The sequence below is a fragment of the Nocardia aegles genome, assembly GCF_052545135.1.
In genome coordinates, this window is sequence record NZ_JBQWRI010000009.1 from 177850 (window position 1) to 202755 (window position 24906).

Consider the following 24906-nt stretch of genomic DNA (forward strand, 5'->3'; position numbering starts at 1 on the left):
CCGGCTCTTCGTTGATTCAGGAGGAAGAAAGTGCAATTCACGCTGAGTGCCGAACAGGAAGCGATCAGAGAACGGGTACGGGAATTCATCAGAGAAGTCTGTGATCCATTGGAGCACAAGTGGGCTCCGGACGACTACGACGTGGATCCCGACCTCGTGATGACTGTCGTCGCCAAATTCCGCGAGTACGGACTGCGCGGAATCTCGGTACCGAAGCAAGCCGGTGGGCACGGATACGGCACAGTCGCCAAGTGCGTTGTCTACGAGGAGATCCTGAAGTCTCCGGTGCTCCACGGCGGGCTCACGACCTGGTCGGGTCTGCTCGAGCCCAATCCCGCGCTGTATGACGCGCCGGAATGGCAGAAGGAGAAGTACCTCTACCCGATCCTGCGTGACGACAGGTTCTTCCACATCCACATCTCCGAGCCGGGTACCGGGTCCGACGCCGCCGGAATCACCACGACTGCCGTTCGGGACGGCGACAACTACATCATCAACGGCACGAAACGATGGGCGCCGCCGCCTTTCCATCCGGCGGTGACGCCCGATTACCTGCTTTGCTATGCCGTGACCGATCCGGCCAAGGGCCACAACGGGATCAGCATGTTCCTCGTCGACTATCCCCATCCCGGGGTGTCGGTCGTCCAGGAGTTCGACACCATCGGCAGCGGATATCTCGGCCGCTCCTGCGACTATCGGTACACCGACTGCGTGGTTCCCGCCGAGAACATGCTCGGCGCCGAAGGCCTCGGATTCCGTCACATGATGGACCAGCTCAACCGCAACCGGTGTGTGATCGGTGCCCGGCTCGTCGGTGCCGCGCAGTGGGCGCAGGACAAGGCGGTGGAATACGCGAGTAAGCGTTCGACATTCGGTCGACCACTCGCCGATCGGCAGGCCGTTCAATGGATGATCGCGGATTCGGAGATCGACATCGAGCAACTGCGGCTCCTGGTCTACCAGGCCGCATGGATGCTGGATGAGGGGCTGGACGCGCGTCGAGAGGTCGCGATGGTCAAATGCCGAGCTCCCATAGTGGCTGCCCGGGTCATCGATCGAGCAATGCAAATCTACGGTGGCCTCGGAATGGTGAAGGAAAGCCGCCTGGCTCAGCTGTACTACGAGGCCCGAATCGGACAGGTGGCCGAGGGCACCACCGAGATGATGAAGCTGACAGTGGCGCGGCATGCCTTCCGAAGCCGGAAGGATCGCGCCGCCGATTGACGCCGGCGCTGCCGCCGCGACCCGGTGCGCCGTTGCCTCGGGCCGGCGCACCGGAGCGCGGTGCAGCCGGTCGGCCGATGGATCCCCGCAGGTGCAGGCCGGCGGGAATCGTGTTCTGGTGCGCGCCGCAGGCAGACGGGGATCGCGGGTCTGGTGAACCGCAATTCGGTAGCACAGTGGAAGTCGTAATTTATTCAATAATTATGACAAATTCGGGATTTGGATCCGGCCGCGGAAATTATTCAATTGCAATGAACACCGGAAAATCGGGAAGAGCCTTCGCGCTGCCGATTTGAAATTCTTCGCCAGGTGTGTACCACGACCCCGCGCCATACCTTGCGGTTAGCATTCTTCGCGGGATGTCAAGTGGTGGCGCTGCGGATGTGGGATTGCTCTGTTCACGCACCATAGGGCCTGTCAATGGCGAGAATGGACACACGTACGGATCGGCTACGGATCAGTTTTCTCGAATAAACTGCCGAACGCATGGTGTCGGGCTCCTCATCGATTCCCTTCGGAGTTGCCCGGCATATATGCGGTGAGCCCGAATTTCGGGAATTTTTCAACCACGTTCGTCGGCAGGAGAACGAAATGAGCGACGTATCACAGACCGGACAATCGGATATCGTCTACACGGATGGCGAGGTGGTGGTCGATTCCGCAGGTGCGGCCGCGGAGGCCATCCTCATCCGCGGTGGCCGCGTCGCCGCGGTCGGTTCGAACGCCGAGATCCTGAGCGCCGCCGGCCCTGGAGTGCAGCGTCAGAGTTTGGACGGCGCCACGGTCATTCCCGGTCTGATCGACACCCACCCGCACTTGATGCACTTCTCCGCGATGCGGGCCCCGCTCGTGGAAATCACGGAGGCGCGAAACCACGCCGATATCGTTGCGGCGATTCAAAAGAAGGCCCAGGAGGTGCCTGCCGGAGAGTGGATCCTGACCACTCCGGTGGGCGAGTACCACTACTTCCACCGGCGCTCCTGGCGTGACCTTGCCGAAGGGGCATTGCCCGACCGGCATGTTCTCGACCGGGCCACCGCGGACCACCCGGTCTTGATCCAGGCGGTTGCCCCCGTGCTGCCGAACGTGGTGGCGATGAACTCCGCGGCCCTGGCCAAGTTGGGCATTTCCGCCTCCACTCCCGACCGCGTGAACAACGTGTGGATCGAAAAGGACGATGAGGGCCGCCCCACCGGCATCCTGCGTGGCAGTGTCACCAGCTACTACAACCAGGACCCGTTCTTCAACAGCCTGCGGGAGCAGATGCCCGAATTGATCCAGCGCGACCTGGTCGTCGACGCTCTGCTGAAGGCTGTCCGGGGATACAACGCCATGGGTATCACCACGGTGTACGAGGGCCATGCCATCGAGATCCCGCAGATCGAGGTCTACCGCGGTCTCCGCGCTCAGGGTCTGCTGAACCTGCGCGTCCAGGCAGCCCCGGAGCTCCAGGGCACGGCACTGCCCGGAGACCGGCCCAAGTCGGTCGAGGAAGCACGCGCACTGCTCGAGGCGGCATTGGCGATGCGGACGCTCGACGACGACTGGGTGCGCGTCGACGGTGTCACGGCGTGCACCTACGGCACGTGTTACAGCGGCAATGTCCTGTCGCACGAGGGCTACCTGGACCCGTACGGCAACATCACCCATGGGCACCGCGCGATCAGCGAAGAGAACATGCGGCTGGCCTTCGACTTCTGCGCCGAGCACGGGCTGCGTCTCAACGTCGTCTCGATCACCCCTGACGAGCACGATGAGGCCATCGCGCTGGCGGAAGAGGCGATCCGTAAGCACGGCCTGGACCGCCTCAACGGCATCATCCAGCACGCCGAGATGACCCGGCCGGGCCAGTCGAAGCGATTCGCCGAGCTGGGCTTCGACCTGACCGTCAGCTCGAGCTTCACCTTCGGCAAGGGGGACATAATCGCCGAACGGTTCGGCCCCGAGGCGCTGAAGCTGCTCAACACCTTCCGCGTTCACCTCGACGCCGGACTGTCCACCGCCGCGGGCATGGACTGGGGCCCCACCAACCCGTTCGAGCAGATGCAGATCGCCGTCACCCACCGGATGTCGAGCGGACGCACCAACGCGGGCCCCGCACAGGTCATCTCGCGCGCCGAGGCGTTCGCGATGTGGACCGCGAACGGCGCGCGGCTGCTCGGATGGGAAGGCATCGGCACGCTCGCCCCCGGCAACCACGCCGACCTCGCCATCGTCGACCGCAATCCGATCACCTGCGACATCGACGCGCTCCCGGCGACTCGCGTGTTGCGCACCCACGTCGGCGGCCGCCTGGTCCACGACGACGGCGCGCTTCCCAGCGCGTAGCCGAAAGACCGGTCGCCCGAGGGCGACCGGCACCGCCCATCAGCGCGTGGCGGCCCGAACTGCAGCGGGCCGCCACGCGGCCGTTCGTCGCCGCACGGCCGTCGCTTCGGGTGGTGCGCCGGGCGGCGAGGTGGTCACGCTCTACAGTCCTTTCGACAGCGCTCGCAATCCGGCGGCAGCGAGCGGGGCGACGGCGTCGCCGACCTGGTCGAAGCCCTCGCCGCGGGTGTGGCCTTGCTGGTGGCGCGCATGGATGCCCTCGGCGATGACGGCGATCTTGAAATACCCCAGACCGAGGTAGAAACGCAGGTCAGGAAGGTCTCGGCCACTGGTGTGCCCGTACCGCTGGGCGATCGCCGCGGGGGCGGGCAGGCGGTCGCTGGTGCATGCGGCATCTCCGGCCAGGACGGGTGCGAATGCGGGGTCGGCGTAGACCAGGTGCAGGCCGAGGTCGGCCAGTGGATCACCGAGCGTTGCCATTTCCCAATCCACCACGGCACGTACCACGGCGGGATCGTCGTGCTGAAGGATGACGTTGTCGATGCGGTAGTCGCCGTGCACGATCGACACGCCGCTCTCCGGGGGGCAGCTCCGGGCGAGGGCCCGATGCAGGTTTTCGATATCGGCGAGCGGTCGGGTTCGGACCCGGAGCCACTGGTCGTGCCAGCGCCGCACTTGCCGCTCCAGGTAGCCCTGTGGGCGCCCGAAATCCTCCAGGCCCACCGCTCGGGGATCGATGTGGTGCAGTCGGGCGAGTACGTCGACCACCCCGTGCGCGCAGCGCTCGATGTCGGCCGGGGGCATCGCATGCAACTGTGCCTGGGTACGGACCACGCGGCCTTCGACATACTCGACCACCGAGAAGGGGGCGCCGAGCACGTCGGGCCCGGCCAGCGCTACCGCTCGGGCGACCGGCACGCAGGAGTCGGTGAGCGCGGCGACGACCCGATACTCGCGGCCCATGTCATGCGCGGAGGGCGTGAGTCCGCCCAGCGGCGGACGCCGCAGCACCCAGCGGCGGGAGCCGTCCGTGAGCAAGAACGTGAGGTTGGAGCGGCCACCCTGCACCAGTGTCGCGCTGAGTCCACCAGCGAACCCGGGGACCTGCTCGGTGAAGAATCGCTCCAGTGCCGGCATATCCAGCCCATCCGGACCGGAGCTCATCTCGCGCTCTCCGCGTTCAGGCGGCGCAGCGCACGCCGGGCGGTCGACCACCGCGGGTGCATGGTGGCACCGTCGGGCGCGGCCGAGTTCGCCGGGAGCAGCCCGGGTGCCGAGTGTCCGGCCTTCTCCGACGCCGTCGTACGCGCCGGCATGCCCAGCCCGTGCCCGCCGCACTCGCGTGGGACGGGCGGCGCGAATACTCCCGCTTCCTTGGCGGCGTTCCGCTGCCGTTCTTCCCCAGGGATCACCACGTCGCCGACGAGAGCTGCGGTTCGCTCGGGAACGGTGAGATCGGTGCCGCGCACGAGGTCCGTGAGCATATCCATCCAATCATTGGCTAATGTCCATTAGCCTCAAACCTACTGTTCGCCTGTCTTCGCAGTCAACTGGGTCGCGGTGAAGCTATAGTTCATTAGGCGATAGGACGGGAGGTGGCGTGCACCAGAGCGAGCGCATCCGCGACGCGGCATTGGAGCTATTCGCGGTCAAGGGTTACGAAGCCACCACCATGGCCGACATCGGCGCGGCGATCGGCATCCGCGGCCCTAGTCTGTACAAGCACGTGGGGTCCAAACAGGAATTGCTGGCCGACATCATGATCGCCACCATGGAGCAGTTGATCGCAGGGCACCGCACAGCAGTCGCGGGCAGTGTCGATCCCGTCGAACGGCTCCGCCGCGCCACCGAGGCCCACGTCCGCTACCACGCCCGCCACCGACTGGAAGCTTTCGTCGGTAATCGTGAGATACGAAGTCTCGTCGAGCCCCACCGCAGCCGAGTCCTCCAGCTGCGTAGCGACTACGAAACGGGCTTCCGCGACCTCATCCGAACCGGTGTGGAGGCGGGAGCCTTCTCGGTCTCCTCGGTTCGCCTGGCTTCCTACGCCATTCTCGACCTCGGTATGGGAGTCTCGGCCTGGTATCGAGAGGGCGGCGATCACAGCGAAGACGCCGTCGTCTGGCAGTACAGCGAATTCGCCCTCCGTGTGGTCGGCATCCACGCCTGATCGGATTGTGACGCGTTCTCGAGCAGTCGCCGCGGCGGCTGCTGCCCTCAGTGCACCGCTCGATCATCGGCGGGCCAGTACTTGGCCCGCAGCTCACGCTTGAGAACCTTTCCTGCACCCGACAGCGGTAGTTGTTCGACGAACTCGACACTGCGGGGGGCTTTGTAGCCCGCGATTTCGGATTTGCAGTGCGAGCGCAGCTCCTCGGCGGTGACATTCGTTCCCTCGGCGCGGACAACGAAGGCATGAACGCGTTCACCCCAGTCGCTGTCGGGTATCCCGACCACAGCACACGCCACGACCGACGGGTGGCCGGCGAGGGCGTTCTCGACCTCGGCGGAGTACACGTTCTCCCCACCCGACACGATCATGTCCTTCAGCCGGTCGACGATGAAGACATAGCCGCGGTCATCGATATAGCCACCGTCGCCGGTGTGCATCCAACCATCGCGCAGTGCCGCCGCCGTTTCCTCCGGCTTGTTCCAGTATCCGAGCATCACATTGCCGCCCCGCACGACGATCTCGCCGATCTCACCACGCTGTAGTTCTTCTCCATGCGCGTCGACGATGCGCAGCCGGACGTGCGGTGCGGGCTTTCCGGCCGATCGGCGCAGAGTGGGATCGGCGTGGTCGTCACCGTCCAGTACGGTCGCTACCGGGGCGAGTTCGGTCATTCCGTAGGCCTGGATCAGTCTCGCCGCCGGCATCGCTCGTTCGACACGATCGAGCAAAGCCTCCGAGATGGGTGACGCGCCGTAGATGAGGTGCCGGACCGACGCCAGCGCAGTTGGTGCCGCGGCAGGGTGATCCACCAGCATCTGCAGCATCGTCGGCACGAGCAACAGATCCGTGACCTCGTATCGACTGATGGCCTCCACCACGGCTTCGGGCTCGAACACCGGCTCCGTGACATGGGTACCGCCGACCGCGTTGCGCGACATCCACGCCCCGATGTCGGCAAGGTGGAACATCGGCGCCGTGTGCAGCAGCCGCCCACCCGGTGTCATCGTGTCTCCGGATGCGATAAAACCACGCGACGACACAACGAGGTTGGCGTGACTGAGCATCACCCCCTTGGGGGCGCCGGTCGTGCCACCTGTGTAGAAGATTCCCGCGATCTCGTCGTCGCCGCGGCGGGCATCCTCGATCGGCGGATGAGCCTCGATGAGGTCTTCGAACGAGATCATCTCCTCCGGCGCAGGGCCTTCCCCGGCATAGATGACGGTGCCGAGTTCGTCGTACCTCTCACGCAGGGCCGGGACCGTGGAGGCGAACGCGTCGTCGACGACGAGTACGCGTGTTCCCGAGTCCGCGAGCGAGTAGGCGATCTCAGCCGAGCTCCAGCGCGTGTTCACCGGATTGAGAACAGCGTCGGCCCAGGGAACGGCGAACAGGTATTCGTGATAGCGATCCGAGTTCGACGCGAGCATCGCGACCCGGTCGCCGCGGCGGACGCCGATCGACCGGAGCGCAGCGGCCAAGCGAGCTATCCGAGCGGCGCTCTGCGCCCATGTGCGGACACGGCCCCGATGGATCGTCGCGGGAAGTTCGGGTCGCAGTTGTACGGCTCGGTGCAAACCTTCGGTCAGAAACACGCAGTCTTCCTCATCCGTTTCGCAGAGCATGTGCCCGTCGAGAATGAAGCGTGACCGAGGGCACTGTCTGGCGTAGTGACTACGCAACTTGCCGCACTCGACCGTTCACGGTGTCGTCCACGCGGTTCGCGGTCTCACCGGCGACGATCCCTCATGCCGCCTGGCCGGGAGCCGTGCAGATGGCGCAGAGGTCGATCGCGTGGCGCGCTTCGAAGGATGCGTAGTCACTACGCCAGACGCGACGAAGCCGCAGCTGTGTACTGGGTCACACCAGAACCAGCCGGTCGGACCTCGGGTCCGAACTGAAGATCTCGGAGGAAGTTGATGGACGCCGCTGCACGCACCGTCGCCGATCGGCGGCGCAAGCCCGCCGATACCCCGGATACTCTGGTGGCCGCCCACGAGCTGGGCCGGGTGGTCGATCTGGACGGCGTGAAGCAGCGGCTCGATCCGCGGCTGGCGCAGACGTTCGTGGACCACATGCTGTTGGGTGACGAGCTGGCCTACGACGCCTGGCTCGCTCTGCGGCCCCTGAAGATCCGGGGTCACAAGATGCTGGCTCAGGCGCTGGACGAGGGTATCGACGCCGTCGAGAACGCGCCCGCAGAACTCGTGCGCCTGTTCGAGCAGCTCGACACGGTGCCGGAGTGGGTCGACTGGGACCAGCTCCGCTGCGGGGCGATCGCGATCTGGCGCGCGGGTCGCTTCGTGCCGATCTGCCTGGGCTATTCCTCGATCGGCTTCGGCTTCAGCAGCTACGGCGGCACCAAAGCGCTCAACTTCACCCGGCTGCTGATCGAGGAGGATCGGGCCGGCCAACGCATGGCCGAGACGCTGCGCTGGGTCGCCGCCGTCACCACTCCCGACGGGATGCGCCGTGCGGGCCAGGGGTTCAAGTACTCGGTGCGGGTGCGTCTGGTGCACTGCGCTGTCCGCTTCGGTGTCTCGCGGTCGCCCAAGTGGCAGTGGAACGAGTGGGGGCTTCCCATTACCAACACCGACTTGTTCTTCACCACCAGCAAAGTGTTCTGTGCGAACTTGGTGAGCGCGCTCGAATTGCTCGGTATTCGCTACACCGAGAGGGAGAAGGAAGACATCTTCGCCTTGTGGCGCTACATCGCGTACGTCATGGGCGTGCCGGAGGAACTGAACCACGTGGACCAGGCGGATTCGCTCGCGAAGAACGAGATCGTCGTCGCGGTCGAGCGGGAACCGGACGAGGCGTGCAGGATTCTGCTGCATTCGCTCATCAAGTACTCGACCAGCACCACCGACGGGTATCAGCCGTTGCCGCTGTGGCTGATCGGCACCATGACGCAACGGCAGAAGCTCGTGATGAGCTACGGACTGCTGCGCCACCTCACCAGCGACGAGTTCTGTGAACGGATGGGGATTCCCGACACCAGGTTCAAGCATGTCGTCAAGGCGGCCTCCGCGGTGGTGAACCTGAAGGAAGTCGTCACTCGACGGCTGTCCCGCGACGACGAGCGCAAGGCGATGTCCGCCTTGCGGGAAATCAACAGCGCACTCGCGGTGGACGACGAGAAGGCCATCGCCGCCGACGACGAAGTGAACGGCGCGATTCGCGAGCACGAGGCGGATCTGGAGACAACGATGCGGCGTCCGGTTCAGCTCTGACGGCACAAATCCGATGACAGATGGGAAGTCGATGGAATTCACCAACAATCAGCTCTATTTCGGCGGCGCCTGGCACGCGGCATCGGGTCGGCGATCGACCGACGTGGTATCGCCGATCGATGAGCGAACCATCGCTACGGTGACCTTCGCCGCGCCGGCGGACGTCGATGGCGCGGTTTCGGCGGCGCGGATCGCGCTTCGCTCGCCCGACTGGGCCGGGATCTCGCCCGAGGAGCGCTTGGACCTGCTCGCCCGGCTCGCCGACGAACTCGAGAAGACCTCTGCGCAACGTGCCGTTGTGACCACGATCCAGAACGGAATGCCGATCGGGGTGTCGAACTGGGCAGAAGGCGAAGGTGTCGTAGGCCTGTTGAGGTATTACATCGCTCTCGGCCGGGAGACCCCGCTCGAGCAGCGGCGGCCGAGAGCGGACGGCACGGGGACCACCGTTGTCAGACGTGATCCGATCGGGGTCGTGGCCGCGGTCGTCCCGTGGAACGCGCCGCAGTTTCTGACGATGACCAAACTGGCTCCCGCCCTGGTCGCGGGATGCGCCATCGTGATCAAGCCGTCGCCGGAGACCTCGCTGGACGCCTTCGAACTTGCGGCGGCCGCCGATCGCGCGGGTCTGCCGGCCGGCGTGCTGAACGTGGTCACCGGCGATGCCGAGGTCGGTGAGTACCTCGTGTCCCACCCCGGTGTGGACAAGGTCGCCTTCACCGGATCCACAGCGGCAGGCCGAAAAATCAGCGAGATCTGCGGGAGACTCATGCGCCCGGTCAGTCTCGAGCTGGGGGGCAAATCGGCCGCGATCGTTCTCGATGACGCCGACCTGGCGCAGACCATGGCAGGTCTGGCCACGAGCTCGCTGCTCAGCAACGGGCAGATCTGCTTCCTGTCCACACGCATCCTGGTTCCGCACACCCGGCATGACGAGATGCTCGAAGCCGTGGCAGCACTTGCGGCCGGTCTCACGATCGGTGATCCGCTCGACCCCGCGACGGGTGTGGGCCCGGTCGTCAGCGCTCGGCAGCGCGACCGCATCGAGGCATATATCCAGCTCGGCAAGGACAGCGAAGCGGTTCTGGCCACCGGCGGAAAGCGTCCCGACATCGAGAAGGGTTGGTTCGTCGCCCCCACCGTGTTCGGCAACGTCAGCAACGATTCACGTATCGCGCGGGAGGAGATCTTCGGACCCGTCCTGGCTGTGATTCCGTACCGGGATGTCGACGAAGCCGTGGCGATCGCGAACGATTCCGAGTACGGCCTCGGCGGCACGATCTGGACCTCGGACGGCGACAAGGGCCTGGATATCGCGCGCCGAGTCGAATCGGGAACCGTCGGGGTCAACTTCTACAACCTCGACTACGGCGCCCCTTTCGGTGGTATCAAGGCGAGTGGCCTCGGGCGTGAACTCGGCCCGGAGGGGCTCGCGGCCTACCATCAGCTGAAGTCGATCTTCCTCGCCGTCTGACGGCGTTTCAGAGCCCGCACACCGGCACCGATGTAGACCTGCCGGGGCGGCCCCGCCCGGCGTAATCGTGACCTAGGATGGATCTTTCCGGCACACCCTTCAGATCCCGCTGGAGGGTGTGCACTGTCTCGATGCCCCAACGGCGGAGCGGATCGACACCGGGAGAGATTTCATGGATGCCAGCGTCGGTATCGAATGGCCACTTGTCGAGCGAGAACGGGAGATCGGGGAGTGCGCCGATGTGATCGTTCGGCGTGGTGGGTCACTGATATTGGCGGGGCAGGCCGGAGTGGGTAAGACCCGGCTGTCGTCGGAAATTCGCCGGCGATGCGAGCGGGCGGGGCTGGCTACCGTGTGGGTCACCGGGTTGGGTGCGGCCTCGAACCTGCCCCTGGGTGCCTTCGCTTCCATGCTGCCGCCCGCCGACTCGGAGGTCACCACACGGGTCGACGCCGTGGCCGAACTCATTCGCCGCACCGCCGCGCGGCTGGTGGAACGAGCAGCGCCGCAGCGCCTGGTGGTCTTCGTCGACGACGCGCACCTTCTCGACCAGGTCTCGGCGACGCTGGTGCACCAGCTCGTGGTGCGCCGGGCCGCGTCGGTGGTGGCGACATTGCGGACCGGAGAGGAGCTTCGCGACACGATCACGGCCCTGTGGAAGGACGGATCGGCGCAACGGCGGGAGATCGAGGGAATCAGCGCCCGCGGGATCGCGGAACTGCTCCGCGCGGTGCTGGCGGGCCCGGTGGACCCGGGCGCGGTCGCTCAATTCGCCGAACGTTCCGACGGCAACGTTCTCTTTCTGCGCGAACTCGTGATCGCCGCACTCGATCGAGGCGCACTGCGCGACGATGGGGGAATCTGGCGCCTGCGGGGCGAACCGGGGATCTCCGAGCGCCTGGCCGAATTGATCGGAGCAAGGCTGAGCGCGATGACCGCCGATGAATTGTCCCTGCTCGAACTGGTGGCGGTCGGCGAGCCCCTCGGCATCGACGAGTTGATCGAATTGGGCGATCCGTTGGTGGCCGAGCAACTCGAGCGTAAGAAATTCCTGGTCACCGCCATGGAGGGGCAAGACTGCGTGATCAGGTTCGCGCACCCGCTGTACGGCGAGGTGGTGCGCGGTCAGATGGCCGGGTTGCGGCGTCGGCTCCTGGCTCGTTCGTTGGCCGATGTGGCCGAGCAGTCCGGGTCGAACCGCCGAGAGGACTCGCTGCGGATCGCGATCTGGCGGCTCGAAGGCGGAGGCGGGACGGCGGAGCAGATGCTTGCCGCGGCACGGGCGGCCCGCTGGCGCTACGACTTCGCCCTCGCCGAGCGGCTCACCGCGGCTGCCCGATCCCGCGACGCAGGCTTTCCGGCAGAACTACTGGCCGCGCAACTGGCAAGCCTGCAAGGGCATGGCGAAGACGCCGAACGCCAGTTCGCGGAACTGGCCGCGCGGGTGGACAACGACGCGCAACGCGCGGCGGTTGCCCTCAGCCGAATCGACAACGTGGCCTTCTATCTGGGGCGTCCGGCCGAGGGCATAACCCTCGCCCGAGAGGCCGAAGCCGCCTCGGCCGATTCGATCTGGCGCGACCGGATCCAAGCCAGGCGCTCGGCCCTGGTCTTCTCGGTCGAGGGCCCGAGGGCAGGAGCGGAAGTCGCCGCGCCACTTCTGGATCGCGCGGACGGCAACACGCTTGCCTGGGCCGCGCAGGTCGCTTCTTTCACCTTCGGTCGCCTCGGCCGCATCCAGGCCGGCCTGGACGCGACCGTGCGCGGCCGCATGGCTCATCGCCGCACCGAGGAGCCGCTCGATTGGTACCCGTGGACGCATTTGTTCTTCCGGTGCGAGGTGCTTTCCTGGAGCGGTAGGTTCGAGCAAGCCCATGTGCTGGCCGCCGAGCAGTACGGTCAGGCGTTGCGCGACCACTGCGCCGAGGCCCAGGCCTGGTTCGCCTGGTTCTACGCCGGCGTCGTCGGTGAGCAGGGCGATATCGCCGCATCCGAACGGCACGGCCGGGAAGCCGTGGCTTTGTTCCACGAACTCGGACGCCCCCAATTCATGGCGTTCGTCCTGCCCTACCTGGCCGAAGCGCTGGCCCTGGGGGGCCGCGCCGACGAGGCGTCGGCGGTCCTGCGTGAACTCGACGCACTCGATACCTCGGATCATTTCATGGGGGTTGATCCACTACAGGCGCGAGCGTGGACTGCGGTGGCAGGCGGAGATCTGCCCCTTGGCCGAAATCTGCTGCAGCAAGCTGCCACGAAAGCGGAGGTCATCGGGGACTTCGTCGGCCGGGCGAGCGCGCTGCACGGGCTCGCCCGCTTGGGTTGCGCCCGGGAGGTGCGGGCCGCGCTCGATCTGGAAGCCGAACGCATCGAAGGGGATCTCGTCCAGGCCCGAGCCGCTCACGCGCGAGCCCTGGCGCGCAAGGATGCCGGAGCGCTCCTCGAGGCGAGTGAGGCCTTCGAGAGCATGGCCGCCGATCTGCTCGCGGCCGAGGCCGCCGCGGACGCAGCTGTCGCCGTGCGCGCGAGCAGTGACCGGCGCCGCGTCGCCGCGGCCGAACGGCACGCCCGCGAACTGGCACAACGCTGTGCCGGTGTCCGGACACCCGCGCTGTTGCAGGTCCGGTCACCGGCGGTACTGACCCGCGGCGAGCGTGATGCCGCGATGCTTGCTGCCGCGGGCCGCTCGAACAAGGAGATCGCGGCTGAGCTGCATCTGTCTGTGCGTACCGTCGAGGGGCGGCTTCTGCGCGCTTACACCCGCCTCGGCGTCGGCAACCGCCGCGAACTGGCCGCGGTCCTCGGCGCTGTCGAGGGCAGGCATCGAACCTCGATGCGGTGAACGCTGATTCCGGACCGGTCCGGCGCTGTCGGCGACGAGCCGCGGTTACGCCCGGGGCGACTTTGTGCGGCTGTCTCGGGCTCGCCGCAGCCAGGGTTCGCGCTGCTCGCAAGGGTGTGATGCTCGTCTCAGATTGAGACGCGCGAGATGTGGATCACAAGCTCAAATGGATCAGGGAACGGCCCCACAGCTGCCCCACCGGGCGGCTGTCGATCCAGGAGGCGAACATTGAGTAGGCAAAGCCTGACGAAGGCGCACGCGAAAATCACCGAGTTGGCATGGGAACCGACATTCGCGACGCCGGCTACGCGATTCGGGACCGACTACACCTTCGAGAAGGCGCCGAAGAAGGACCCGCTCAAGCAGATCATGCGGTCCTACTTCCCCATGGAGGAGGAGAAGGACAACCGCGTGTACGGCGCCATGGACGGCGCGATCCGCGGCAACATGTTCCGGCAGGTGCAGCAGCGGTGGCTCGAATGGCAGAAGTTGTTCCTGTCGATCATTCCCTTCCCGGAGATCTCGGCCGCACGGGCGATGCCGATGGCCATCGATGCCGTGCCCAACCCGGAGATCCACAACGGGCTGGCGGTGCAGATGATCGATGAGGTCCGTCATTCGACGATTCAGATGAACCTCAAGAAGCTGTACATGAACAACTACATCGACCCCGCCGGGTTCGACATGACCGAGAAGGCGTTCGCGAACAACTACGCGGGCACCATCGGCCGGCAGTTCGGTGAAGGGTTCATCACCGGCGACGCGATCACGGCCGCCAACATCTACCTGACCGTCGTCGCGGAAACGGCCTTCACGAACACCCTTTTCGTGGCCATGCCCGACGAGGCGGCAGCGAATGGCGATTACCTGCTGCCGACCGTCTTCCACTCGGTGCAGTCCGACGAGTCCCGGCACATCTCCAACGGTTACTCGATCCTGCTGATGGCGCTTGCCGACGAACGCAACCGCCCGCTGCTGGAACGCGACCTGCGGTACGCGTGGTGGAACAACCACTGTGTCGTCGACGCCGCGATCGGCACCTTCATCGAGTACGGCACGAAGGACCGCCGCAAGGATCGGGAGAGCTACGCCGAGATGTGGCGGCGGTGGATCTACGACGACTACTACCGCAGCTACCTGATCCCGCTCGAGAAGTACGGTCTGACGATTCCGCACGACCTGGTCGAGGAAGCGTGGAAGCGCATCGTCGACAAGGGTTATGTCCATGAGGTGGGCCGGTTCTTCGCCACCGGTTGGCCGGTGAACTACTGGCGGATCGACGCGATGACCGACAAGGACTTCGAGTGGTTCGAGCACAAGTACCCGGGCTGGTACTCGAAGTACGGCAAGTGGTGGGAGGAGTACAACCGGCTCGCCTACCCCGGCCGGAACAAGCCGATCGCGTTCGAGGAGGTCGGCTACCAGTACCCGCACCGGTGCTGGACCTGCATGGTGCCTGCGCTCATTCGTGAGGACTTGGTTGTCGACAAGGTCGATGGCCAGTGGCGGACCTACTGCTCGGAAACCTGCCACTGGACCGACGCCGTCGCATTCCGCGGCGAGTACGAAGGCCGTCCGACCCCGAACATGGGCCGGCTCACGGGATTCCGGGAGTGGGAGACCCTGCACCACGACAAGGACCTCGCCGACATCGTCTCCGATCTCGGGTACGTCCGCGACGACGGCAAAACCCTTGTGGGCCAGCCGCATCTGAATCTGGACGACCCGAAGAAGCTGTGGACCCTCGACGACGTGCGTGGCAACACGTTCCAGAGCCCGAACGTGCTCTTGAACCAGATGTCCGACGACGAACGCGAGGCGCATGTCGCCGCCTACCGCGCCGGCGGAGTCTCGGCCTGACCCCGGGACGGTGGGTGGCACCGGTGTCCAGCCCGGTGCCACCCACTGCCTGACACCAGTTCCATAGTCCAGGAGAGGCACCCGTGGGCGACAAGCACCGCATCAAATTCGAGCCCGTCGACATCGAAATGGAAGTCGACGAAGAGGAGAAGATCCTCGATGCCGCGTTCAGACAGGGGATTCACCTGATGCACGGCTGCCGTGAGGGGCGGTGCTCGGCGTGCAAGTCCTATGTCCTCGACGGCGAAATCCAGATGGAGAACTACTCGACTTTCGCGTGCAATGACGCCGAGGTCGAGGAGGGATTCGTATTGCTCTGCCGGGCACACGCTTTCAGCGAATGCACAATCGAATTGCTCAATTTCGACGAGGACGAACTGCTCAGCGGTATCGCCATCCAGGACGTGCGTGCACAGGTGGTGGCGATCGAGCCGATGACCAAGGACATCGTGTCGTTGCGGTTGGGGATCGTCGAACCGGCGGCCTACGAGTTCAAACCGGGCCAGTACTCCGACCTGCGTATCCCCGGAACCGAGGAACATCGGTCCTTCTCGATGGCGACGACGCAGTCGACACCGCGGGAGGTCGAATTCCTCATCAAGAAATATCCGGGCGGTAAGTTCGCCGGGTTGCTCGAGGACGGGATCTCGGTGGGCGACGAGATCGGTTTGACCGGTCCGTACGGCTCTTTCACCCTCAAGGAGGGTCACGTCCTGCCGCTGATCTTCATCGGCGGCGGAGCGGGGATGGCTCCGATTCTCTCATTGCTACGGCACATGAGCGAGACGGGCAGTACCCGGCAGGTGCATTTCTACTACGGGGCCCGCACCCCGCAGGACCTGTTCTATCTCGATGAAATCCTCGAACTGGGCGCGACCCTGGCCGAATTCGAGTTCGTCGTGTGTCTCTCGGAATCCATGGACCCGGCGTCGATCCCGGGATCCATCGTTGCCGAGGGCGGAAATGTCACCGACGTGGTCGCTCGCCGCGAACCGGGCATCGGCAGAGCCGAGGTCTATCTTTGCGGACCGCCGCCGATGGTCGACGCGGCTCTGGAACTGCTCGAGGCGAACAACACCCCGAAAGACCAGGTCTTCTACGACAAGTTCACCAGTCCGGCCTTCGACCAGTAACCGCAGGAACTGCCGTTCTCCGGCACCGACAAGAACAGAGAAACGAGATGAGCGCACTCAGCGGGAACAAGCAACGCAGCTTTCCCACTATCGAATTCACCGACTCCGAGGCGGGAGCGCTGGATTTCCCCAGCTCCCGAAGCCGCACCTACAACTATTACAAGCCGGCCAAACTGCGCTCGACGATGTACGAGGACGTGACCGTCGACGTGCAGCCGGATCCTGAGCGTCACCTGACCCAGGGCTGGATCTACGGCTTCGCGGACGGCCCGGGCGGATACCCGAAAGAGTGGACGGTCGCGAAGTCGTCGAACTGGCATGCCTTCCTCGACCCGAACGAGGAGTGGGATCAGACGATCTACCGCAACAACTCCAAGGTGGTCCACCAGGTCGACCTGTGCCTGTCGAACGCCAAGCGCGCTCGCGTCTACGACGCGTGGAACACCCCGTGGCTCACGTTCATCGCCCGCAACCTGGGCGCGTGGATGCACGCGGAAAACGGTCTTGCGCTGCACGTGTTCACTTCCGTCCAGCGTTCCTGCCCGACGAACATGATCAACACCGCCGTCGCGGTGAACGCCGCCCACAAGCTGCGGTTCGCGCAGGACCTGGCGTTGTTCAACCTGGATCTGTCCGAAGCCACCGAGGACTTCGACGGCACCGTGCACAAGCAGGTCTGGCAGTCCGCGCCCGAGTGGCAACCCACCCGCGAGGTGGTCGAGCGGCTGACCGCGGTGCCGGACTGGTGTGAACTGCTGTTCGCCTCGAACATCGTTTTCGAGCAACTGGTCGGCTCGCTGTTCCGCAGCGAACTGGTCATGCAGATCGCCGCCGGGAACGGCGACTACATCACGCCCACGATCGTGGGCACCGGTGAGCACGACTACGACCGCGACCTGGCCTACACCCGCAATCTGTTCCGCCTGCTCACTCGGGATCCCGAGTACGGCGCGTCGAACAAGCAGCTGTTCGGCAGCTGGCTCGAGACCTGGGTGCCGCGGTGCCTCGACGCCGCTCGGGCGCTGCAGCCGATCTGGTCGCAGCCGGCCGACAAGGCGGTCACCTTCGCGACCAGCCTCGAAACCGCCAAGGAGAAGTTCGGTTCCCTGCTCGAGGACCTCGGGCTGGATATCCCCAAGGAGTTGGACAAGTGAGCAGCATGCAATTCGGATCGTCCACCGAGTTCTCGAACATGTGTGGCGTCACCCTGATGAACACCCCGATCGGACGCGTCGTCGCGGGGGTGATGGGCGCGAAGGAAGGCGTCGAGCTGACCGAGTATCCGTCGATGATCCGCGTCGACGGCCAGCGCCTGCTCGATTTCGACTACGCCGAACTCAGCGACGCTCTGGGCGAAGAGTTCGACGGTTCCACCTTCGAGGAGATCAGCTCCACGCACTACGGGCGCATGGTCCACCTCGACGAGAAGACCCTGCTTTTCGCCAGCCCCGAGGACGCCGCCGAATACATCGGATTCGACCTCACCGCGCACTGAATCAGCACCCTGCAGTAACCGCGTGCCGGCGCCGTCGCGCAACCAGTCGTGCGCGACGGCGCCGCACCATCCCACAGCCCGAATATCGGAGTTATTCAGCATGTACGAGAAAAATGGCGACAAGTACTTCGTCGTGGACGGCCACGTCCACATCTGGGACGGCCGCGAGTCGAATCACAAGAACGTGCACGGCAAGCAGTTCATCGACTGCTTCTACGACTACCACAAGAACCTCAGCCCCGAGGAATACCTGTGGGACTACGACACCTACACCTACTACGGCAGCGACCGCTTCGAGCGGGATCTGTTCGTGGAGGGATATGTCGACCACGCGATTTTTCAAGCCACGCTGCTGAGCGACTTCTACCACAACGGATTCGGGCAGACCGAGGAAGCGCTCGCCCTGGTGCGCAAGAACCCCGGCAAGCTGACCTACAACCACGCCTACGACCCGCGTCACGAGCAGGCCGGCCTCGAGCAGCTGCGCAGGGACGCCGAGCGCATGAACCTGAAGGGCGTCAAGCTCTACACCGCCGAATGGTACGGCGACTCCCGCGGCTACAAGCTCGACGACCCCTGGTCGCGGCGTTACCTCGAGGAATGCGTCGAGCTGGGCATCAACAACATCCACGTCCACAAGGGCCCGACGATCCGCCCACTCGACCGCGATGCGTTCGATGTCTCCGATATCGACAAGGTCGCCACCGACTACCTCGACCTGCGTTTCATCGTCGAGCACGTCGGCCTGCCCCGGTTGGAGGACTTCTGCTGGATCGCGACCCAGGAGTCGAACGTCTACGGCGGATTGGCGGTGGCATTGCCGTTCATCCACACGCGGCCCCGGTATTTCGCCCAGATCATCGGTGAGCTCCTCTACTGGATCGGTGAGGACAAGATCCTGTTCGGCAGCGACTACGCGCTCTGGACGCCGAAGTGGCTGATCGAGAAGTTCGTCGATTTCCAGATCCCGGCCGACCTCACCGAGTACGCCCCGATCACCGTCGAGCAGAAGAAGAAGATTCTGGGCCTCAACGCGGCAGCCCTGTACGACATCGACGTCCCCGTGGAGCTGCGCGCCGGGCAGGACGACGTCGTATCCGGGGCGCGGGAATCAGTGTCGTCATGACTGTCGTCGCCGTGTGCACGGAACAGGACGTGCTCGGGGCGCTCTCGACGGTCATGGACCCCGAGTTGGACGAGGCGATCACCGATCTGGGCTTTGTGCGATCGCTGATCCTCGACGACGACGGTGTTACTGTTCACCTGCGTCTGCCCACCGCTTTCTGTTCGCCCAATTTCGCCTACTTGATGGCCTCCGATGCCCTGGACGCCCTGCGCCTGGTCGAGGGAGCCGGTACGGTCCGGGTGCTGCTCGACGATCATCACGACAGTGACAAGATCAATGCCGGCCTGGCCGCCGACGCCGGGTATGTCGGCACCTTCGGATCCGAGGCGCAGGAGAGCCTGCACGAATTGCGCAGGACTTTTCGGGTGAAGGCGCATGCCGCGGCGATGGAACGATGCGTCGAGGCGTATCTGAAGCGAAGCCGCGTGGGCGCCAATGAGATCTACAAACTGACCGTCGGTGACCTACCGCCCGGAAAGGACAAGGCGGCACTGTTGCGCCGCCGCATGGACATCGGGTTGAGCATCTGCCCGGCCAGCCGGGTATTCGTCGACGACAAAGGGCAGCGCATACCGCCCGAATCCGTACCGATCCGCCTGCGATTCGCCAAGTCGGTGCGCATATCGATGGAAGGCAACGCCCACTTCTGCCGCGGTCTGCTCGCTACCCGCTACGCCGACAGCGAGTCCGTCGGCGGAACACCGCATATCATCAACCGCCGAACAACCAGGAGCCCGCAATGAAGGCCGTGCAGGTGGTGGGTTACCACACCAAACTGCAGCTCACCGAAATTCCCGAACCCACCATTGAGGGGTCTCTCGATGTGATCGTGCGCATCGGCGGCGCCGGCGTGTGCCGCACCGATCTGCACATTCTCGAGGGGCAGTGGGAGGAGAAGAGCGGTGTCGAGCTGCCGTACACGATCGGCCACGAGAACGCTGGATGGGTCCACGCCATCGGCGATGCGGTCACCCACGTCGCCGTCGGCGACAAGGTGATCCTGCATCCCCTGATCACCTGCGGACTTTGTCGCGCCTGCCGCTCCGGCGACGATGTCCACTGCGAGCACAGCCAGTTCCCGGGCATCGACGTCAACGGTGGCTATGCCGAATATCTGCGTACCACCGCCCGCAGCGTGGTCCGGATCGACGATTCGCTCGAGCCGGCGGACGTCGCGGCGCTCGCCGACGCGGGCCTGACGGCCTACCACGCGGTCGCGAAGGTCGCGAAGACGACCCGCCCGGGCGATGTGTGCGTGGTGATCGGCGCCGGAGGCCTCGGTCACATCGGCATTCAGGTTCTCAAAGCGATCTCCGCGGTGACGGTGGTCGTCCTCGACCGCAACCCCGCCGCGGTCGAGCTCGCGGTGCAGATCGGCGCTGATCACGGCATCGTCGCCGACGGGACGCACATCCAGCAGGTGCTGGAGCTGACCGGCGGACACGGAGCCGAAGCCGTCGTCGACTTCGTCGGTGAAGGCGGCGCGACCCGAGAGGGAATCGCGATGCTGCGCCGCGCCGGTAATTACTACGTCGTCGGATACGGCGAGAACATCGACGTCCCGACGATCGACGTGATCTCCACCGAGATCAACTTCATCGGAAATCTCGTCGGCTCCTACAACGACCTGCAGGAGCTCATGACCCTCGCCGCCCAGGGCAAGGTCACCTTGCACACGACCAAATATCCGCTCACCGGCTTCCAGCAGGCACTCGATGATCTCGATGCCGGGCGGGTACGCGGCCGGGCCATTCTCGTCCCCTAGGCCGACTCCTCCGCAACGACGCACGAAAGGAAGCCAGCCATGGCAAAAGAGCTACGCTACAACAAGGACGCGCGATCCCGGCTGGAGCAGGGCGTCAACGCCCTCGCCGACGCGGTCAAGGTAACCCTCGGCCCCAAGGGCCGCAACGCGGTGCTGGAAAAGCTCACCGGGCCGCCCACGATCACCAATGACGGCGTGACCATCGCCCGCGAAATACAGCTGCGCGAGCCCTTCGCCAACATGGGAGCGCAGCTGGTCAAGGAAGTGGCGATGAAGACCAACGGCGTGGTGGGCGATGGAACCACCACCGCCACGGTCCTTGCCCAGGCCATGGTCCGCGAGGGGCTGCGCGCCGTCGAGGCCGGCGCCAACCCGATGCGGGTGCGCCGCGGAATCGAGCGGGCCGTGGCCACGGTCATCGCTGCGCTCGGTGAGCAGGTCGCCGAGGTCGGCGGTCTCAGTGACCTGCAGCGGATCGCGACCCTCGCGGCGAGTGACGACGAGACCATCGGGCAGGCGGTCGCGCGGGCCGTCGAGTACGTCGGCAAGTCCGGAATCGTCAGCACACAGGAGAGCGACGCGTTCGGATTGTCGGTCGACATCGTCGACGGCATCGAGTTCGATCACGGCTACACCTCCGGCTATATGGTCACCGACCCGGAGCGGATGGAAGCGGTCCACAGCAACCCGTTGATTCTGCTGACCAACAAGAAGATCACCCAGGTGCAGGACATCATGCCCAGCATCGAGGTGGCCAAGCGGGCCGACCGGCCGCTGGTCGTGCTGGCCGAGGACGTCGACGGGCCGGCGCTGCAACTGCTCGTGGGCGGCAACATGCACAAGACCATGCCATCGGTGGTCGTGCGTGCTCCCGGCTTCGGGCACCGCCGTGTCGCGGAACTGGAAGACCTGGCCGTGGCTCTGGGCGGGCATGTCATCGCGAAGGACACCGGCATCGAACTGTCCGAAGTGACCCTCGCGCACCTCGGTTCCTGTGACCGCATCACGGTGACGGAGAACGAGACGACCATCGTCGGCGGCCGGGGGGATCAGCACTTGCTCGACGCCCGCATCGCGCAACTGGAAGCGCAACTGGAACGCGCCAAGATCGACGCCGACCGCGACAGCCTGGAAGTGCGCATCGCCCGGCTCACCGGCCGCGTGGCGGTCATCCGAGTCGGCGGCGCCACCAGCGTCGAACTCAAGGAACGGATGCTGCGAGTCGAAGATGCCTTGGCGGCGACGCGCGCCGCGGTGGAGGAGGGCATCGTCGCCGGCGGCGGCACCGCCCTGGCCCAGTCGCACCGCATTCTGGCGGATCTCGATCTCCCCGGTGACGAGGCCATCGGCTGCGACGTCGTACGCCGGGCACTCGCCGAACCGCTGCGGTGGATCGCGATCAACGCCGGATTCGACGGCGACGAAGTTGTCGAGGTGGTCGCCGGGCTGCCGCTCGGCCACGGCTTCAACGCACTCACCGGTGCGTACGGCGACATGTTCGACGACGGAGTGATAGATCCGTTCAAAGTGACTCGCGCTGCCTTCGAAAGCGCGGCATCCATTGCGGCCCTGCTCATCACAACCGAGACCGCGATAGTGGAGGAGGTCGTCGGCAATCCCGGCGCCATCATCGCCCCCGGCTTCGGCGACTTGGCCGAAGGCATGGTCCGTCCCTCCAACATCTACTGAAATCGACCGACGATCGATAGGGTCATCATGATTTTCATTGTGGTGAAATTCGCAGTGCGCGAAGAATTTCAGGATGAGTGGCCGCTCATAACCAGCGAGTTCACCGCCGCTACTCGGGCGGAACCGGGAAACCTCTGGTTCGAATGGAACCGCAGCACAGAAGACCCTGCGGAGTACGTCTTGGTGGAGGCCTTTCGAGACAGCCAGGCCGGTGTGGATCACGTGAAGGCCGACCATTTCCGTAAGGGCTTGGACGCGATGCGGCCGGCGCTGTCCGAGACACCGCGCATCATCCATACCGAGATTCCTGGTACCGACTGGGCGCGTATGGGAGAGCTGGAGATACCGTGACGAGCCGCTCCGCGATGTGATCGGTCGCTGATCTCCAGCCGGTCGGCCGATCGCGGTGGGGTGCGACCGGAACCCGAAGATCCGACGTACCGGCGCCTACTGCCACCGTCGGATGCGGGGTCGTCAAGGGCGGCCCCGCATCCGGCCGCGGTGGTCGCCATCCGGATCATGGTGCACCAGCACTCTGCGCGTGCACCACCCGGCCCCGCCGCACTACGGTTCGGGAAAGGTCAGTGGCATTCCATGCCGATTCCGAATTGCCTGATCTTGCGATACATCGTGGCACGTGAGATGCCGAGGTCGGCCGCGGCGGCTTGTTTGTCACCGTTGTGATCGTGGAGGCGGCGCACTATCGCGTCGCGTTCGAGAGCTTCCATCGACGTGAGGGTGCGTCGAGCGACGGAATGACACTCGGGTGGGAGTTTGTCGGGCATGATGACGCCGGAGCGTTGCCGGGTCAGCGTGTCGATGAGGACCTGGCGAAGCTGTGCGACGTTTCCGGGCCACGGCAATTTCGACAACTGCCGGTGCGTCAGGGGGGAAAGCTCGATGTCGGCGCCCCTGGTGAGTTCTCGGAGCAGGTGGGGTACCAGGTCGTCGAGGTCTTCGATGCGGTGACGGAGCGCGGGCACCGGCACGGTGTGCATGAACAGTGGGAGCACCTGAGCTTCCACATCAGGGGATTGGTTCATCGAGCTCATCGTGGCCGCGATCCAGCCGCGGCCCGCGCAAGACTGTAGAACGGCGGATATCGGTTCGATGACCTCGCCGGGCAGTTTGTCGACATCGGCGAGAACGATGTCGAAGTCGTCTTTGGCGACTTCGGCTTCGAGCGCGGCGAGAACATCCTCGGCGTCGAGGTGCCGACCGGTGCGCAGCACTCGAACTGTTTTGTCCGGGCGCACGTGATGGGCGACCATCTCCGCGAGTTTGGCGCGGCCCGAACCGGGTTCGCCGTCGAGGACCACCCAATTGCGATCGGAGCAGCAGCGTTCGACCTGCTGGCAGCTTCGCCGCCACGAGGTGCTCCTACCCGCCAGGCCGGGGATCGTCGGGGAACGAGGCATGAGACGGGGGCTGCTGGTGGCGCTCTCGGTCAGGGTGATGTGGGTGACGATGTCGGTTCGGCCACTTCGCAGCCTGATCCGTTCCGCGACAGTCACTTTGGCGAACATTCCACTCGGCAGCACGGCGCTCGTCGTGGTCGCCAGCGAGCGCTGGAGATCGGCTGCGTGTTCGAGGATGGCGTGTTGATCCAGGGCGTCCAGCTGTTGACGCAGATATCGGTTCATCAACACGATGTCGTCTCCGACAGCGAGGACGCCGGTGGGGTAGCGGCGACATTGCCGCAGATAGGTCTCCAGCAGCGCGGCTTCGCTCTCGGTGGTGTGGGCGCGCAGACGATCCTCGATCTGCGCGCCCGCTGTCTTGGCCAATGCGACCAGCAGCGGATCCGACTGCTGTGCCCAGCAAGTCAGATCCAGGATGCCGACGATGCGCCCCGAGAGTGGGTCACGGATCGGGGCACCGGCACAGGTGAGCTGTCCGAGGGCGCCGAGGTAGTGCTCCCCGCCGCGGATGAAGGTCGGTCGCCCGGTCTCCGCCGCCGTGCCGATGCCATTGGTGCCGACGAACTTCTCCGCGTAGCTGTAGCCGCAAGCCAGTTGCACTGCGTCCAGGGTGCGGCGGATGCTGGGGTCGGCGGCGACACGGTCGAGGACCAGTCCGTCGGCCGAGGTGAGAATGACACTGACGGTCTGGGGCGCGAGCGTATCGGCCAAACGATGGATGACCGGCGAGGCCGCGGTGACCAAGGGGGACTCCAGGTCCGGCTCCCGGACGAAAGGCAGGTCCACACGGTCGGGGTGGATCCGGAGCTCACGAGAACGCTGCCAGGAGTCGCGGACAGTGTCGGAGATCAGCTTGCCGTCGACCGCCCCCGAGCTCAGGAATTGATCTCGTGCCTGCAGGAGCCGTACACCGGCGTAGTCGTCGCTCATCATCGAGTTTCCTTAGTTTCATCGCCGTGAACCCACGTTACGCGCCTTCGCTGTGAGTCAGATCTCATTTTGAGACACTGGTGGTCGGCGGCACAGGTCAATATGTCGTGGGCTCTTGCTCCGAGTGCCCTTGTGGCACTCCCGCATCCCGATCCGCCGGCAGCGTGCGTCGCGGTAGAGGCGAGCCGGCGTTGGCAGCCGCGGCGGAGTCCGAAGAAT

19 protein-coding genes are annotated in these 24906 nt (G+C 65.2%); 15 read left to right on the forward strand and 4 right to left on the reverse strand.

Annotated elements, in window-relative coordinates:
* Window positions 1-30: 30 nt before the first annotated feature.
* Window positions 31-1224, forward strand: a complete 1194-nt coding sequence (locus ACT89H_RS23470) for an acyl-CoA dehydrogenase family protein (protein ID WP_445110808.1) — start codon at window positions 31-33, stop codon at window positions 1222-1224.
* A 591-nt stretch (window positions 1225-1815) separates the two neighbouring features.
* Window positions 1816-3552: an amidohydrolase gene (locus ACT89H_RS23475; protein ID WP_445110809.1), complete on the forward strand. Its 1737-nt coding sequence runs from the start codon at window positions 1816-1818 to the stop codon at window positions 3550-3552.
* A gap of 141 nt (window positions 3553-3693) precedes the next feature.
* Here ACT89H_RS23475 and ACT89H_RS23480 read toward each other — a convergent pair whose 3' ends face one another.
* Together ACT89H_RS23480 and ACT89H_RS23485 are read right to left on the reverse strand one after the other, a co-directional pair.
* Window positions 3694-4716, reverse strand: a complete 1023-nt coding sequence (locus ACT89H_RS23480) for a phosphotransferase family protein (RefSeq protein WP_445110810.1) — start codon at window positions 4714-4716, stop codon at window positions 3694-3696.
* Window positions 4713-5042 (reverse strand): hypothetical protein, encoded by a 330-nt coding sequence (locus tag ACT89H_RS23485; RefSeq protein WP_445110811.1) that lies wholly within the window; start codon window positions 5040-5042, stop codon window positions 4713-4715. Before ACT89H_RS23485 ends, ACT89H_RS23480 begins: the two co-directional genes overlap by 4 nt.
* Window positions 5043-5152: 110 nt before the next feature.
* Here ACT89H_RS23485 and ACT89H_RS23490 point away from each other — a divergent pair, with 110 nt between their 5' ends.
* Entirely contained in the window at window positions 5153-5722 is a 570-nt protein-coding gene (locus ACT89H_RS23490; RefSeq protein ID WP_445110812.1) for a TetR/AcrR family transcriptional regulator, read from the forward strand.
* 47 nt (window positions 5723-5769) lie between these two features.
* On the opposite strand, the gene ACT89H_RS23495 is transcribed toward ACT89H_RS23490, so the two are convergent.
* Complete coding sequence (locus ACT89H_RS23495) at window positions 5770-7317, reverse strand: acyl-CoA synthetase (RefSeq protein ID WP_445110813.1); 1548 nt, start codon at window positions 7315-7317, stop codon at window positions 5770-5772.
* A 324-nt stretch (window positions 7318-7641) separates the two neighbouring features.
* Here ACT89H_RS23495 and ACT89H_RS23500 point away from each other — a divergent pair, with 324 nt between their 5' ends.
* The 12 genes from ACT89H_RS23500 to ACT89H_RS23555 all read left to right on the forward strand — a co-directional run bounded on the left by ACT89H_RS23500 (window position 7642) and on the right by ACT89H_RS23555 (window position 22687).
* Complete coding sequence (locus tag ACT89H_RS23500; protein ID WP_445110814.1) at window positions 7642-8955, forward strand: oxygenase MpaB family protein; 1314 nt, start codon at window positions 7642-7644, stop codon at window positions 8953-8955.
* Between the two features lie 13 nt (window positions 8956-8968).
* A complete protein-coding gene (locus ACT89H_RS23505; protein ID WP_445110815.1) occupies window positions 8969-10429 on the forward strand; it encodes an aldehyde dehydrogenase in 1461 nt (486 codons plus the stop codon).
* A gap of 172 nt (window positions 10430-10601) precedes the next feature.
* A complete protein-coding gene (locus tag ACT89H_RS23510) occupies window positions 10602-13268 on the forward strand; it encodes a LuxR C-terminal-related transcriptional regulator (RefSeq protein ID WP_445110816.1) in 2667 nt (888 codons plus the stop codon).
* 228 nt (window positions 13269-13496) lie between these two features.
* A complete protein-coding gene (locus ACT89H_RS23515) occupies window positions 13497-15128 on the forward strand; it encodes an aromatic/alkene/methane monooxygenase hydroxylase/oxygenase subunit alpha (RefSeq protein ID WP_445110817.1) in 1632 nt (543 codons plus the stop codon).
* A gap of 83 nt (window positions 15129-15211) precedes the next feature.
* Entirely contained in the window at window positions 15212-16261 is a 1050-nt protein-coding gene (locus ACT89H_RS23520) for a 2Fe-2S iron-sulfur cluster-binding protein (protein ID WP_445110818.1), read from the forward strand.
* A gap of 47 nt (window positions 16262-16308) precedes the next feature.
* A complete protein-coding gene (locus ACT89H_RS23525) occupies window positions 16309-17415 on the forward strand; it encodes an aromatic/alkene monooxygenase hydroxylase subunit beta (RefSeq protein WP_445110819.1) in 1107 nt (368 codons plus the stop codon).
* A gap of 5 nt (window positions 17416-17420) precedes the next feature.
* Window positions 17421-17756 carry a propane 2-monooxygenase effector subunit MimD gene (gene mimD / locus ACT89H_RS23530; RefSeq protein WP_445110893.1) on the forward strand — a complete coding sequence of 112 codons (336 nt, stop codon included), beginning with the start codon at window positions 17421-17423 and terminating at the stop codon, window positions 17754-17756.
* A gap of 100 nt (window positions 17757-17856) precedes the next feature.
* Window positions 17857-18882: an amidohydrolase family protein gene (locus tag ACT89H_RS23535; protein ID WP_445110820.1), complete on the forward strand. Its 1026-nt coding sequence runs from the start codon at window positions 17857-17859 to the stop codon at window positions 18880-18882.
* Entirely contained in the window at window positions 18879-19625 is a 747-nt protein-coding gene (locus tag ACT89H_RS23540; RefSeq protein WP_445110821.1) for an iron-sulfur cluster assembly protein, read from the forward strand. Before ACT89H_RS23535 ends, ACT89H_RS23540 begins: the two co-directional genes overlap by 4 nt.
* Window positions 19622-20647, forward strand: coding sequence for an NAD(P)-dependent alcohol dehydrogenase (locus ACT89H_RS23545; RefSeq protein WP_445110822.1), 1026 nt, complete (start codon window positions 19622-19624; stop codon window positions 20645-20647). Before ACT89H_RS23540 ends, ACT89H_RS23545 begins: the two co-directional genes overlap by 4 nt.
* Window positions 20648-20686: 39 nt before the next feature.
* Window positions 20687-22336: a chaperonin GroEL gene (groL, locus tag ACT89H_RS23550; protein WP_445110823.1), complete on the forward strand. Its 1650-nt coding sequence runs from the start codon at window positions 20687-20689 to the stop codon at window positions 22334-22336.
* A gap of 27 nt (window positions 22337-22363) precedes the next feature.
* Complete coding sequence (locus ACT89H_RS23555) at window positions 22364-22687, forward strand: putative quinol monooxygenase (RefSeq protein WP_445110824.1); 324 nt, start codon at window positions 22364-22366, stop codon at window positions 22685-22687.
* A gap of 230 nt (window positions 22688-22917) precedes the next feature.
* On the opposite strand, the gene ACT89H_RS23560 is transcribed toward ACT89H_RS23555, so the two are convergent.
* On the reverse strand, window positions 22918-24687 hold the full coding sequence (locus ACT89H_RS23560; RefSeq protein ID WP_445110825.1) for a sigma-54-dependent Fis family transcriptional regulator: 1770 nt from the start codon (window positions 24685-24687) through the stop codon (window positions 22918-22920).
* Window positions 24688-24906 lie beyond the last annotated feature (219 nt).

Bases quoted from the DNA above. Each gene is read 5' to 3' on its own strand.
- ACT89H_RS23475 (WP_445110809.1), top strand. From the start codon at position 1,816: ATGAGCGACGTATCACAGACCGGACAATCGGATATCGTCTACACGGAT.
- ACT89H_RS23480 (WP_445110810.1), bottom strand. From the start codon at position 4,716: ATGAGCTCCGGTCCGGATGGGCTGGATATGCCGGCACTGGAGCGATTC.
- ACT89H_RS23485 (WP_445110811.1), bottom strand. From the start codon at position 5,042: ATGGATATGCTCACGGACCTCGTGCGCGGCACCGATCTCACCGTTCCC.
- ACT89H_RS23500 (WP_445110814.1), top strand. From the start codon at position 7,642: ATGGACGCCGCTGCACGCACCGTCGCCGATCGGCGGCGCAAGCCCGCC.
- ACT89H_RS23505 (WP_445110815.1), top strand. From the start codon at position 8,969: ATGACAGATGGGAAGTCGATGGAATTCACCAACAATCAGCTCTATTTC.
- ACT89H_RS23510 (WP_445110816.1), top strand. From the start codon at position 10,602: ATGGATGCCAGCGTCGGTATCGAATGGCCACTTGTCGAGCGAGAACGG.
- ACT89H_RS23525 (WP_445110819.1), top strand. From the start codon at position 16,309: ATGAGCGCACTCAGCGGGAACAAGCAACGCAGCTTTCCCACTATCGAA.
- mimD (WP_445110893.1), top strand. From the start codon at position 17,421: ATGCAATTCGGATCGTCCACCGAGTTCTCGAACATGTGTGGCGTCACC.
- ACT89H_RS23535 (WP_445110820.1), top strand. From the start codon at position 17,857: ATGTACGAGAAAAATGGCGACAAGTACTTCGTCGTGGACGGCCACGTC.
- ACT89H_RS23540 (WP_445110821.1), top strand. From the start codon at position 18,879: ATGACTGTCGTCGCCGTGTGCACGGAACAGGACGTGCTCGGGGCGCTC.
- ACT89H_RS23545 (WP_445110822.1), top strand. From the start codon at position 19,622: ATGAAGGCCGTGCAGGTGGTGGGTTACCACACCAAACTGCAGCTCACC.
- groL (WP_445110823.1), top strand. From the start codon at position 20,687: ATGGCAAAAGAGCTACGCTACAACAAGGACGCGCGATCCCGGCTGGAG.
- ACT89H_RS23555 (WP_445110824.1), top strand. From the start codon at position 22,364: ATGATTTTCATTGTGGTGAAATTCGCAGTGCGCGAAGAATTTCAGGAT.
- ACT89H_RS23560 (WP_445110825.1), bottom strand. From the start codon at position 24,687: ATGAGCGACGACTACGCCGGTGTACGGCTCCTGCAGGCACGAGATCAA.